The sequence below is a fragment of the Caulobacter endophyticus genome, from assembly GCF_003116815.1.
In the GTDB taxonomy this organism is placed as follows: Bacteria; Pseudomonadota; Alphaproteobacteria; order Caulobacterales; family Caulobacteraceae; genus Caulobacter; species Caulobacter endophyticus.
On record NZ_QDKQ01000058.1, the window covers coordinates 56,948 to 69,859 of the forward strand.

General features: G+C 67.8%; 7 protein-coding genes. 6 read left to right on the plus strand and 1 reads right to left on the minus strand.

Annotated elements, in window-relative coordinates; all coding sequences use genetic code 11:
- Both DDF67_RS17645 and DDF67_RS17650 read left to right on the plus strand, forming a co-directional pair.
- The gene (locus tag DDF67_RS17645) at positions 1-1,329 is read left to right on the plus strand and encodes a spinster family MFS transporter (protein WP_109102155.1); all 1,329 of its coding nucleotides are present in this window, start codon (positions 1-3) and stop codon (positions 1,327-1,329) included.
- 194 nt (positions 1,330-1,523) lie between these two features.
- Positions 1,524-4,880 (plus strand): glycosyltransferase, encoded by a 3,357-nt coding sequence (locus tag DDF67_RS17650; protein WP_109102156.1) that lies wholly within the window; start codon positions 1,524-1,526, stop codon positions 4,878-4,880.
- Positions 4,881-4,934: 54 nt separating this feature from the next.
- On the opposite strand, the gene DDF67_RS17655 is transcribed toward DDF67_RS17650, so the two are convergent.
- Positions 4,935-6,614, minus strand: a complete 1,680-nt coding sequence (locus DDF67_RS17655; RefSeq protein ID WP_109102157.1) for a methyl-accepting chemotaxis protein — start codon at positions 6,612-6,614, stop codon at positions 4,935-4,937.
- Positions 6,615-7,158: 544 nt separating this feature from the next.
- Here DDF67_RS17655 and sucC point away from each other — a divergent pair.
- The 4 genes from sucC to DDF67_RS17675 all read left to right on the plus strand — a co-directional run.
- Positions 7,159-8,358, plus strand: a complete 1,200-nt coding sequence (gene sucC, locus DDF67_RS17660) for an ADP-forming succinate--CoA ligase subunit beta (RefSeq protein ID WP_109102158.1) — start codon at positions 7,159-7,161, stop codon at positions 8,356-8,358.
- A 2-nt stretch (positions 8,359-8,360) separates the two neighbouring features.
- Positions 8,361-9,245, plus strand: coding sequence for a succinate--CoA ligase subunit alpha (sucD, locus tag DDF67_RS17665; protein ID WP_058348626.1), 885 nt, complete (start codon positions 8,361-8,363; stop codon positions 9,243-9,245).
- A gap of 279 nt (positions 9,246-9,524) precedes the next feature.
- Positions 9,525-12,488, plus strand: a complete 2,964-nt coding sequence (locus DDF67_RS17670; RefSeq protein ID WP_109102159.1) for a 2-oxoglutarate dehydrogenase E1 component — start codon at positions 9,525-9,527, stop codon at positions 12,486-12,488.
- A 103-nt stretch (positions 12,489-12,591) separates the two neighbouring features.
- Positions 12,592-12,912 (plus strand): biotin/lipoyl-containing protein (locus tag DDF67_RS17675; RefSeq protein WP_332888332.1); only part of this gene is annotated, 321 nt, incomplete at its 3' end.

Sequence of the window (12,912 nt, forward strand, 5' to 3'; positions counted from 1 at the left end):
ATGGACGACGGTCGAAACCAGGGAGAGGCCGCGCCGGCCCCGAGCTACCGCTACGTGGTGCTCGCGACGCTGATCCTCGTCTACACCCTCAACTTCCTCGACCGGCAGATCCTCGGGATCCTGGCCAAGCCGATCAAGGACGAGTTCAACCTCACCGACGGCCAGTTCGGCCTGATGGGGGGCCTGGCCTTCGCCCTGCTCTACACCACCCTGGCCATCCCGATCGCCTGGCTGGCCGACCGCTTCAGCCGCGTGTGGATCATGACCGCGGCCCTGACCGTCTGGAGCGGCTTCACCGCCCTGTGCGGCTTCGCCGGCGGGTTCTGGCAGCTGTTCTTCTCGCGCATGGGCGTGGGCGTCGGCGAGGCCGGCGGCGTGGCCCCGGCCTATTCGCTGATCGCCGACTACTTCCCCAAGAGCCAGCGGGCCCGGGCGCTCGCCGCCTACGCCTTCGGCATCCCGCTGGGCTCGGGCCTGGGCACGCTGGTCGGCGGCCTCCTGGCGGCGACCTACGGCTGGCGCACGGCCTTCATCGTGGTGGGCTTGCTGGGCGTGGTCCTGGCCCCGATCTTCCGCGCCATCGTCAAGGACCCGCCGCGCGGCGGCGCCGACCGCATCGAGAGCGCGGCTCCCACGCAGCCGGCCGCGCCGCCCCCGCCGTTCGGCGACGCGGTGCGCCTGCTGGCGGCCAAGCCGTCGTTCTGGCTGCTGTCGTTCGGCGCGGCCGCCTCGTCGGTGTGCGGCTATGGCGTGGCCGCCTGGCTGCCCAGCTTCTTCATGCGCAGCCTGGGCCTGACCCTGTCGCAGACCGCGTGGTATTATTCGGGCATCGCCCTGTTCGGCGGCCTGCTGGGCATCTGGCTGGGCGGCGTCGTGGCCGACAAGCTGGGCGCCAGGTCCAAGTCGGGCTACCCGATCACCCCGGCCATCGCCTTCCTGATCTCGGTGCCCTGCTTCCTCCTGGCCATGAACAGCGGCGCGCTGTTCGGGGGCCTTGGCCGCACCGGCGCGATGACGGCGGCCTTCCTGATCTTCCTGATCCCCACCGGCCTGAACCTGGCGTGGCTAGGCCCCATCACCGCCGCCGTCCAGCACCTGGCCCCGGCCCCGATGCGCACCACCGCCTCGGCCCTGTTCCTGCTGATCAACAACCTGCTCGGCATCGCCGTCGGCATCTACTATTTCGGCCTGGTCTCCGACCTCCTGAAGCCGGTGTTCGGCGCGGAGTCGCTGCGCTGGTCGATCTATACCGGCATGGGCTTCTACCTCGTGGCCGCCGGCCTGTTCTTCCTGGCGAGCAAGCGGCTGGAGAAGGACTGGGTGGACTAGTTCCACCGCCCCACCTTTGCAAAGCATGGGTTACGGACAAGCCGTGCGCCCGGAACGACGGGATATGGAGGGCGATCCCCCGCCAAAAAGTCGCAGTCGCTTCAAGGCCGTTCAAGCGCCACCGTTCGGACATGATCCAGGATCATTGCGCCGCCGAAACCGTGTTATCAGCGGTATGAACGGGGCACGGCGCGATGAGCGGCGACGATCGGCACATCTTCCATGATCCCACCGGCAAGCGGCGGCGCAGGTTCACCCTGACGGCGGGTATCGCCCTGTCGCTGGCGGCCGCGCTCGTCGCCGGCTTCCTGGCCACCCTGGCCTTCGCCCCGCGCCTGCCGGCGGTGACGCTGAAGGACCCGCACGTGCTGTCGGCGCTGCACGAGGAGACGGTCCATCGCCTCAAGCCCGGCAAGCCGCCGGCCTGGCGCGCTCTGCCCGCGCCCAAGACGCCCGCCGCCGTCGGCGCGGCCAAGCCGCTGAGCGTCGGTTTTTACGTGCCCTGGGACGAGGACAGCCGCGAGTCCCTGCGCCGCCATATCGGCCAGTTGGATGTGGTCTCGCCGCAATGGGTGGCCATGAACGGCCCCAGGGGCCAGATTTCGGTCGACGACGATCCCGTGGGCGCGGCCCGCATCGCCGCGGCCCCCAACCATCCCACCGTGCTGCCGCTGGTCCACAACTCGGCTAACGCGGCGTTCAACGGCCCGATGGCCGACGCCATGCTGGCCGATCCGGCCGCCCGCAAGGCGCTGATCGACAACCTCGTGACTCTGGCCCAGCGCCGTGGCTTCGGCGGCTACATCTTCGATCTCGAGGCCCTGTCGCCCAAGGGCCTGGCCAACTACCCGCTGCTGCTGGACGAGGCCCGCGCCGCCTTCAAGGCCACCGGCCGCGAGATCTGGGTCACCGCGCCCTTCGACGAGCAGGGCTGGCCGCTGAGGCGCCTGCAGCAGTCGGCCGACACCATCGTGCTGATGGCCTACGACCAGCACTACGGCGGCGGCGATCCCGGCCCCAACGCCGGCCAGGACTGGTACGAGAGCGAGCTCGACAAGCGTTTCACCACCCTCGACCCGGCCCGCACCGTGTTGGCGCTCGGCGCCTACGGCTACGACTGGACGCTGAAGGCCGACGGCGCGGCGGCCGGCGGCGACGCGGCCACCTTCCACGAGGCGATCCGCAACGCCCAGGACGCCGGCGCGGCCATCACCATGGACGACGACGCCCTCAACCCCACCTACGCCTACGCCGCCGACAATGGCGACAGGCACGTGGTGTGGTTCCTGGATGCAGCCACCCTGTTCAACCAGGTCAAGGCGACCGACCCGTTCCGGCCGCGCGGCTATGGCCTGTGGCGCATGGGCGGCGAGGATCCCGGCGTGTGGAGCGTGCTGGGCCAGCCGTACGGCAAGGGGACCGCCTCCGGCCTCGCCCGCATCCCGGCCGGCCAGAGCGTGGATTTCGACGGCGGCGGCGAGGTGCTGCGCGTCTCGTCCCTGCCCACGCCCGGCAAGCGCTCGCTGGAGTTCGACCCCGACACCGGCCTGATCTCGGGCGAGACCTACGACGTCCTGCCCAGCTCCTACGTCATCGAGCGCTATGGCCAGAAGCCGGGCCTGGTGGCCCTGACCTTCGACGACGGCCCCGACCCGCGCTGGACGCCGAAGATCCTCGACATCCTGAAAGCCAAGAACGCGCCGGCGACCTTCTTCGTCATCGGCCAGAACATGCAGAAGCATCCGGGCCTGGTGGAGCGCGAGATCCGCGAGGGCCACGATGTGGGCGGCCACACCTGGACCCATCCCAACATCGGCGAGACGCCGTTGCCCCAGACCCAGGTCGAGCTGAACGCCACCCAGCGCCTGTTCGAGGTGGTCACCGGTCGCTCGATGCGCCTGTTCCGGCCGCCGTTCTTCGGAGACGCCGAGCCATCGACCCCGCGCGAGGTCGATCCCCTGGTGATCGCCCAGACGCTCGGCTACCTGATCGTCGGCCTGCGGGTGGACACCGACGACTGGCAGAAGCCGCCGCCACAGGTGATCATCGACCGCGCCCTGGATCGCCTCGACCATCCCGGCGCCAATCCCGGCCAGATCGTTCTGCTGCACGACGCCGGCGGCAATCGCGAGAACACCATCAAGGCCCTGCCCGGCCTGATCGACGGCATCCGCGCGCGCGGATATCGGCTGGTCACCGTCGGCGGGCTGGCCGGCATGACCCCCGAGCAGGTGATGCCCAAGAGCGAGCGCGATCCCGTCGGCCTGGCGCTGGACCGCCTGGGCTTCGGCTTCTTCCGGGGACTGAACGCCCTGCTGGTCGGGCTCTTCGTCACCGCCATCGCATTGGGGGTGGCGCGCCTCGTCTTCCTGGCCGGCCTGGCCCTGGTCCACAAGGCGAGCGAGCGCACGCCCGAAGACCTGGATCCGGCGACCGGCCCGCTGGTCAGCGTGCTGATCCCCTGCTTCAACGAGGAAAAGGTGATCGCCGCCTCGGTGGCGCGGATCCTGGAGAGCGACTGGAAGAACATCGAGGTTCTGGTCCTCGACGACGGCTCCAAGGACCGCACCGCCGACGAGGTGCGGAACAACTTCGCCGACGACCCGCGCGTGACGCTGCTGTCGTTCGAGAACGGCGGCAAGGCGCGGGCCGTTAACCGGGGCCTGGCCCTGGCCAAGGGCGAGTTCGTGGTGGCGCTGGACGCCGACACCCTGTTTCCGACCTCGACCATCGGCCGGCTGGTGCGCTGGTTCGCCGATCCGAAGATCGGCGCGGTGGCCGGCAACGCCATCGTCGGCAACCGCCTCAATATCGTCACCCGCTGGCAGGCGCTGGAATATGTCACCGCCCAGAACCTGGAACGGCGGGCGCTGGCGGCCCTGGGGGCGGTGACCGTGGTGCCGGGCGCCGTCGGGGCCTGGCGCAAGAGCGTGCTCGACGCCCTGGGCGGCTATCCCTCAGACACCCTGGCCGAGGATCAGGACCTGACCATCGCCTGCCAGCGCGCCGGCTGGAAGGTGGCCTTCGATCCGGCCGCCCGCGCCTATACCGAGGCGCCCGACACGGTGTCAGGCCTGCTCAAGCAGCGCTTCCGCTGGTCGTTCGGCACCCTGCAGTGCGTGTGGAAGCACCGCGCGGCGCTGTTCAATCCCAAGACCCCGGTGCTGGGCTTCGTGGCCCTGCCGCAGATCTGGCTGTTCCAGATCCTGCTGGCCGTCGCCGCGCCGCTCGTGGATCTGGCCGTGGTCTGGAGCCTGGTGTCGGGTCTCTACGCGGCCGTGGCCCACCCGCTGGAATGGCGGCCCGACGACATGGTGCGCGGCCTGCTCTACTGGGCGGTGTTCATCCTGGTCGACCTGTCGGCCGGCGCCCTGGGCATGGCCCTTGAAAAGCGCGCGCCCTGGGCGGACCTCCCCTACCTGCCCGTGCAGCGCTTCGGCTATCGCCAGCTGATGTACTACGTGGTGGTGAAGTCGGTGCTGACCGCCGTGCGCGGCGGCCGCGTCGGCTGGGGCAAGCTGGAACGCCGGGCGACGGCGGCAGTGAAGTAGGAGACGCCTCTCCCATCCCCATAAAACCTCTCCCAGAGGGAGAGGTTTCTCTCGTTAAGCCCGCCGCCGCTGCGTGGCAGCCACCGCACCGCCGCCGCTAACCTCAAACCGCAACACCAACTCCGCCAGTTCGCCGGCTTCCAGCTTCAGGCTGGCCGAGGCGACGGTGGCTTCCTCGACCATGGCCGAGTTGCGCTGGGTGACCTCGTCCATGCGGTTGACGGCGGTGTTGACCTCCGACAGGCCCGTGGCCTGCTCGCGCGAGGACTCGGCGATCTCCAGGATCAGGCCGTCGATCTTGCCGACCTTGTCGACGATGGTGGCCAGGGCCTCGCCGGTCTCGCCGACCAGCCGCACGCCGCGGCCGACCTGCGAGGTGCTCCGGGCGATCAGGGCCTTGATCTCCTTGGCCGCCTCGGCCGAGCGCTGGGCCAGGGCCCGCACTTCCGAGGCGACGACCGCGAAGCCCTTGCCAGCGTCACCGGCGCGAGCAGCTTCGACGCCCGCGTTCAGCGCCAGAAGGTTGGTCTGGAAGGCGATCTCGTCGATCACCCCAATGATGCTGGTGATCTTGCCCGAGCTTTCCTCGATCTCGCCCATGGCCGCGACGGCCTCGCTGACGATCTCGCCCGAGCGGGTGGCGTCGATGCGGGCGGCCGAGGCCACCTGCGAGACCTGGCGCGCGCCCTCGGCGCTGCGGTTGACGGTGGCGGTGATCTGGTCGAGAGCGGCCGCGGCCTCCTCCAGGTTCGAGGCCTGGATCTCGGTGCGGCGCGACAGGTCGTCGGCGGCGATCGAGATCTCCTGCGCCCCCGCGCCGACGCTCTGGGTGGCCGAGGCCACCACGCCCATGGCGCCGTCCAGCGCGTCCATGGCGCTGTTGAAGTCGTCGCGCACCTTTGCGAACTGCGGCTCGACCGGCTTGTCGATGCGGTAGGTCAGGTTGTTGCGGGCCAGTTGGTCCAGGCCCGTGGCGATGGCGTTGACCGCATCGACCCGGCCGGTGACCACGGTGGCGAACTTCACGACCTTGGCGATGCGGCGCTTGTGGTCGAAGATCGGGTTGTACGAGGCCTGGATCCACACCGCGCGCCCGCCCTTGCCCAGGCGCTTGAACTCGGCGGCCACGAACTCGCCGGCGTTCAGCCGCGCCCAGAAGGCCGCGTAGCCCGGCGCGTCGACCTCTGCCGGCTCGACGAACATCCGGTGATGGCGGCCCTGGATCTCGCCCAGCGTATAGCCCAGGGCGTCGAGGAAGTTCTGGTTGGCGGTCAGGATCTCGCCGGCCGGGGTGAACTCGATCACCGCCTGGGCGCGGCCGATGGCCTCCATCTTGCCGTGCTGCTCGGCGGCGCGGCGCTTCTGCTCGGTGATGTCGGTGGCGATCTTGACGATGCGGGTCACCGCGCCGCGCGCGTTGCGGATCGGATTGTAGGAGGCCTGGATCCACACCTCGCGGCCGCCCTTGCCCACGCGCAGATATTCGCGGGCGTCGAACTCGCCGCGGCCAAGCTTCGCCCAGAAATTCGCATAGTCGCTGCTGGCGGCGTAGTCGGGCTCGACGAACAGGCTGTGGTGCTGGCCGACGATCTCGGACAGCGCGTAGCCCATCGCCGCACAGAAGTTCTCGTTCGCGGTCAGGATCCGGCCCTTCGGATCGAACTCGATGGTCGCCAGCGACCGGTCGAGGGCCGCCAGGGTCTCGACGGCCTGAACTTGCGAGCGGTTGAACATGGAAGCCCTTCCAATGCCGATCCGGCGCTTCGCCCGGAAAGCGTCCGGCAAGGAGAAACTTCAGGACGGTCAATAAATGATTGATACTTTCAAGTTGCGCCGCGGCGACGATTATATCCTGCCCCGCATTTTCGGTTTTGCACAAAATGCATCGTATTTAAGTCGTTGTTTTCCCAAGCACCGCGCAGCTTGTCCTGACGAGGTCAGCAATACTTCGTCACGAACTGCGGCAAATCCGCCGGCAGGGCGAAACGGGCGCAACCGCAGTGCACAAACTACCCGACCTCGCGATTAAAGGGAGCGGTAACAGGGTTCTTCGAGGCGCCTTGCGGGCCTCAACGCCTTGCCAGGGCGGGGCTGTGGACGATTTGCGAAAAGATCAGGCTTTTCGATCGTCCGGCCTAGGAAGGCGGCGCCGTTGTCCGTTCGGACAACGGATTGAAAATATGGGGGGCGGTTATCGTCCAAGTGCGGTTGCGCCTGCGAAATCACGCTCCTATAACGCCGCCACATTCAAGAACCGTCGCGGAAGACCGGTCCCCTCATGAACATTCACGAGCATCAAGCCAAAGCCGTCCTCGCGGAGTTCGGCGCCCCCGTCCCGCGTGGCTTCGCGGCGTTCACCGTCGATGAAGCCGTCGCCGCCGCCGAGAAGCTGGGCGGTCCGGTCTTCGTCGTGAAGAGCCAGATCCACGCCGGCGGCCGCGGCAAGGGCAAGTTCGAGGGCCTCGGCCCCGACGCCAAGGGCGGCGTCCGCGTCGTCAAGTCGGTCGAAGACGTCAAGACCAACGCCGCCGAAATGCTCGGCCGCGTGCTGGTGACGCACCAGACCGGCCCCAAGGGCAAGCAAGTGAACCGCCTCTACATCGAGGAAGGCGCTGCGATCGCCAAGGAATTCTACCTGTCGCTGCTGGTCGACCGTGAAACCTCGATGGTTTCGGTGGTCGCCTCGACCGAAGGCGGCATGGACATCGAAGACGTGGCCCACGCCACGCCGGAGAAGATCCACTCGTTCTCGATCGACCCCGCCACCGGCGTGTGGCCGACCCACCAGCGCGCGCTGGCCAAGGCCCTGGGCCTGACCGGCGGCCTGGCCAAGGAAGCCGCCGTGCTGCTGACGCAGCTCTACACGGCGTTCCTGGCCAAGGACATGGCGATGCTGGAGATCAACCCGCTGATCGTCACCGCCGACGACCACCTGCGCGTCCTGGACGCCAAGCTGTCGTTCGACGGCAACTCGCTGTTCCGTCACCCGGACATCCGCGAGCTGCGCGACGAGACCGAAGAAGACCCCAAGGAAATCGAAGCCAGCAAGTACGACCTGGCCTATATCGCCCTCGACGGCGAAATCGGCTGCATGGTCAACGGCGCGGGCCTGGCCATGGCCACCATGGACATCATCAAGCTGTACGGCGCCGAGCCGGCCAACTTCCTCGATGTCGGCGGCGGCGCTTCCAAGGAAAAGGTCACCGCGGCCTTCAAGATCATCACCGCCGATCCGGCCGTGAAGGGCATCCTGGTCAACATCTTCGGCGGCATCATGCGCTGCGACATCATCGCGGAAGGCGTCATCGCCGCCGTGAAGGAAGTCGGCCTGACCGTCCCGCTCGTCGTTCGCCTGGAAGGCACCAACGTCGAACTGGGTAAGAAAATCATCTCGGAAAGCGGCCTGAACGTCATCGCCGCCAACGATCTGTCTGACGGCGCCGAGAAGATCGTCGCGGCCGTGAAGGGTGCTCGCTAATCATGTCGATCCTCATCGGTTCTGAAACCAAGGTCATCACCCAGGGCTTCACCGGCGCCCAGGGCACGTTCCACTCGGAACAGGCCATCGCCTACGGCACCAAGATGGTCGGCGGCGTCACCCCGGGTAAGGGCGGTCAGACGCACATCGGCCTGCCGGTGTTCGACACCGTCGGCGAAGCCAAGGAAGCCACCGGCGCCGACGCTTCGGTGATCTACGTCCCGCCGCCCTTCGCGGCCGACTCGATCCTGGAAGCCATCGACGCGGAAATCCCGCTGATCGTCTGCATCACCGAAGGCATCCCGGTGCTGGACATGGTGCGCGTGAAGAAGGCCCTGCAAGGCTCCAAGTCGCGCCTGATCGGACCGAACTGCCCGGGCGTCCTGACCCCGAACCAGTGCAAGATCGGCATCATGCCGGGTTCGATCTTCTCGGAAGGCTCGGTCGGCGTCGTGTCGCGTTCGGGCACCCTGACCTACGAAGCCGTGTTCCAGACCACCAATGCGGGCCTAGGCCAGACCACGGCCGTCGGCATCGGCGGCGACCCGGTCAAGGGCACCGAGTTCATCGACGTCCTGGAACTGTTCCTGGCCGACGAAGCCACCAAGTCGATCGTCATGATCGGTGAAATCGGCGGCTCGGCCGAAGAAGAAGCGGCTCAGTTCCTGAAGGACGAAGCCAAGCGCGGCCGCAAGAAGCCCATGGTCGGCTTCATCGCCGGCCGCACGGCGCCTCCGGGCCGTCACATGGGTCACGCCGGCGCCATCATCTCGGGCGGCAAGGGCGGCGCCGAGGACAAGATCGCTGCGATGGAAGAAGCGGGCATCCGCGTCTCGCCGTCGCCGGCGAAGCTGGGCGAGACCCTGCTCGAAGTCCTCAAGGGCTAACAGACTAGACTACCGAAACCCCGCCTCGCGCGGGGCCCAGGTTTTTTGCGACCGCCAGTCGACGATCCGAAAAAATCACCTGGGCCCGCCGCAAGGCGCGGGCGACGGGAGATTGAGAGACTATATTTACGGGACCGGTGTCTAAACCGGTCCCGTAAACGGATCCGAAGCGCAGCGGCCGAAAATGGATAGCGGCCAACCGGTCGTCGCGCTTCATGTTTCAAACGAGCTCGTGATCCCGCCGGATGGCCTCGGCGGGCGAGCATCGAGGCGAAGACGATGGCGGACGACGCAGGCATCATCAATCAGGTCTTGACCGAGACCTCCTTCCTCTACGGCGCGAACGCCGCATTCGTTGAGGATCTCTACGCCCAGTGGGCGGAGAACCCCGGGTCGGTCGAGCCCTCTTGGAACGCCTTCTTCTCCTCGCTGGCCGAACAGGCCGACCAGGTCAAGCGCGCCGCCAAGGACCCGGCCTGGACGCCCAAGAGCGTGCCCGCCGCCCGGCCCGACTGGCTCTCGGCGCTTGACGGCCAATGGGCCAGCGTCGCCCCCGCCGTCGAAGCCAAGATCGCCAAGGCGGTCGAGGGCAAGGCCCCCGGCGCCTCCGCCGAAGCCGTCCGCGCCGCCACGCTGGACAGCCTGCGCGCCATCATGATGATCCGGGCCTACCGGATGCGCGGCCACCTCGCCGCCAACCTCGACCCCCTGGGCCTGGACCCCGCCAAGGACGCCAGCGAGCTGGATCCGGCGACCTACGGCTTCGCCGAGGCCGACTACGACCGTCCGATCTTCCTCGACTTCGTGCTGGGCCTGGAGACCGCCACGATCCGCGAGATCCTGTCGATCCTGCGCCGCACCTACTGCGGCAATGTCGGCGTCCAGTACATGCACATCTCCGACCCGGCCGAGAAGGCCTGGCTGCAGGAGCGCATCGAAGGCCGCGACAAGGAAATCGTCTTCACCAAGGAAGGCAAGGTCGCCATCCTCAAGAAGCTGATCGAGGCCGAAGGCTTCGAGCGCTTCCTGCACAAGCGTTTCCCCGGCACCAAGCGCTTCGGCCTCGACGGCGGCGAAGCCATGGTCCCGGCCATGGAGCAGATCATCAAGCGCGGCGGTTCGCTGGGCGTGAAGGACATCGTCCTGGGCATGCCGCACCGCGGCCGCCTGAACGTGCTGGCCGCCGTGATGGGCAAGCCCTACCACGTGATCTTCCACGAGTTCCAAGGCGGCTCGTCGGTCCCCTCCGACGTCGAAGGCTCGGGCGACGTGAAGTATCACATGGGCGCCTCGTCGGACCGTGAGTTCGACGACAACAAGGTCCACCTGTCGCTGACCGCCAATCCGTCGCACCTGGAAATCGTCAACCCGGTCGTCATCGGCAAGGCCCGCGCCAAGCAGGCCTTCCTGCTGCGCGAGACCCCGGACGCCGGCCGCGGCCACGTGCTGCCGCTGCTGCTGCACGGCGATGCGGCCTTCGCCGGCCAGGGCGTCGTGGCCGAGTGCTTCACCCTGTCGGGCCTGAAGGGCTACCGCACGGGCGGCACCATCCACTTCATCGTCAACAACCAGATCGGCTTCACGACCAGCCCGCGCTACTCGCGCAGCTCGCCCTACCCCAGCGACATGGCGCTGATGGTCGAAGCCCCGATCTTCCACGTGAACGGCGACGACCCCGAAGCCGTGGTCTTCGCGGCCAAGGTCGCCACCGAATATCGCCAGATGTTCGGCAAGGACGTGGTCATCGACATGGTCTGCTATCGCCGCTTCGGTCACAACGAAGGCGACGATCCGACCATGACGTCGCCGCTGATGTACGCGAAGATCAAGGGCCACCCCTCGACGCGCGAACTCTACGCCAACCGCCTGATCGCCGAAGGCCAGATCAGCCAGGCCGAGTCCGACGCCTGGGTCGGCGAGTTCGAGACCTTCCTCGACAAGGAATTCGAGTCCGGCAAGAGCTACAAGGCCAACAAGGCCGACTGGCTGGACGGCAAGTGGAAGGGCCTGGCCCAGCCGGGCGCCGAAGAGCGTCGCGGCAAGACCGACGTTCCGCTGGCCAAGCTGCAGGAACTGGGCGCCAAGATCACGGCGATCCCCGAGCGCATCGACGCCCACAAGACCGTCAAGCGCGCCATCGAGAACCGCCGCGACGCCATCAGCAAGGGCGAAGGCCTCGACTGGGGCACGGCCGAGCACCTGGCGTTCGCCACCCTGCTCGACGAAGGCTTCCCGGTTCGCCTGTCGGGCCAGGACTCGGTCCGCGGCACCTTCACCCAGCGCCACTCCGACGTCATCGACCAGAAGACCGAAGAGCACTACACGCCGCTGAACAACATCCGCGCCGGCCAGGCCAACTACGAAGTCATCGACTCGGCCCTGTCGGAAGAGGCGGTGCTGGGCTTCGAGTACGGCTTCTCGCTGGCCGACCCGAACACCCTGACCCTGTGGGAAGGCCAGTTCGGCGACTTCGTGAACGGCGCCCAGGTGGTGATCGACCAGTTCATCAGCTCGGGCGAGCGCAAGTGGCTGCGCATGAGCGGTCTCGTCATGCTGCTGCCGCACGGCTACGAAGGCCAGGGCCCCGAGCACAGCTCGGCCCGCCTCGAGCGCTTCCTGCAGTCGTGCGCGGAAGACAACATGCAGGTCGTCAACTGCACCACGCCGGCCAACTACTTCCACGCCCTGCGTCGCCAGATGCACCGTGAGTACCGCAAGCCGCTGATCGTGATGTCGCCCAAGAGCCTGCTGCGCCACAAGCGCGCCGTCTCGAACCTGTCGGACCTGGCCGAAGGCACCGCCTTCCACCGCGTGATGGTGGACGGCGCCGAGGCCGGCTGCGACGTCGGCGGCATCACCCTGAAGAGCGACGACCAGATCAAGCGCGTCATCATGTGCTCGGGCAAGGTCTACTTCGACCTGATCGACCAGCGCGCCAAGACCGGCCGCGACGACGTCTACATCCTGCGTCTGGAACAATTCTATCCGTGGCCGATGAAGTCGGTCATGGGCGTGCTGAACCGCTTCAAGAACGCCGAGCTGCTTTGGGTGCAGGAAGAGCCGAAGAACATGGGCGGCTGGACCTTCGTCGACCCGTGGATCGAGCTCACCCTCGACAAGATGGACATCAAGGCCAAGCGCGCCCGCTACGTGGGCCGCCCGGCGAGCGCCTCCACCGCCGCCGGCCTGATGAGCCGCCACCTCAAGGAACTCGAAGCCTTCCTCACCGAAGCCTTCGCCTAAAACTACCCAGGCCGCCGCGTCCCGGACTTGTCCGACAGGCGCGGCGGCTTAAGTTCGTCACCGACCCCGACCGCCAGATCAAAAGAGACATCGGAACCTAACCATGGCCGACATCATGACCCCCGCCCTGGGCGAATCCGTCACCGAAGCGACGGTCGCCCGCTGGACCAAGAAGGCCGGGGAGGCCGTGAAGAAGGACGAGCTGCTCGTCGAGCTGGAAACCGACAAGGTCAGCCTCGAAGTCGTCTCGCCGGCCGACGGCGTCCTGGCCGCCATCAGCGCCGAGGAAGGCGCCACCGTGGTTCCGGGCACGGTCCTGGGCGTGGTGACCGAAGGCGCGACCGCCTCGGCCGCTCCGGCCGCCGCCGCTCCGGCTCCGGCTCCGGCCGCTGCCCCGGCCCCCGCTCCCGCCGCTGCGCCGGCG